This is a genomic window from Vibrio sp. T11.5 (assembly GCF_027587155.1).
Taxonomy (GTDB): domain Bacteria; phylum Pseudomonadota; class Gammaproteobacteria; order Enterobacterales; family Vibrionaceae; genus Vibrio; species Vibrio neptunius.
Map to the genome: position 1 here is coordinate 1 of NZ_JAPPTP010000074.1, position 538 is coordinate 538.

1 protein-coding gene is annotated in these 538 nt (G+C 46.1%); it reads left to right on the forward strand.

Translation table 11 applies throughout. The features are described 5' to 3' along the window. Window positions 1-538 (forward strand): phosphopantetheine-binding protein (locus OH455_RS23240; RefSeq protein WP_269982943.1); only part of this gene is annotated, 538 nt, incomplete at both ends.

Below are 538 nucleotides of genomic sequence, written 5' to 3' on the forward strand. Positions count from 1 at the left end.
ACCGAGCTACATGTTGCCGGTAAGCTACACCTATTTGGATAAGCTTCCCGTCACGATCAATGGCAAGCTTGATCGCAACGCCCTACCAGCCCCTAACATTCACGCGACACGTGAATATGTCGCGCCCTCCTCGCCAATAGAGCGCACTTTATGTGAGATTTGGCAAGAGGTTCTGGGGGTGGAGCAAGTCAGTGTCGAAGATAACTTTTTCCGACTTGGAGGTAACTCGATCTCTGCGATTCGATTACTTGCAATAACAAAGAAAAAGGCGAATATAAGCTTCCAGTTGACTGATCTCTTTACGCAAAAAACAATTCGTAATTTAGCCGATGCCTGCACCGAAAACTCTGAGCAACAAATCGTTTCACGTGGTGAGGTCTTGTCTCCTATTTCATTTGCACAGCAGAGCATGCTGTTTATTGAAAAGTTTGAAAGTGGCACCGACGCCTATCACTTGCCATATCTTGTTCAACTTACCGATGGAATCAACATGGGGACAATGCTTTCTGCTATTGAAGCCATAGCAGAACGCCATCAG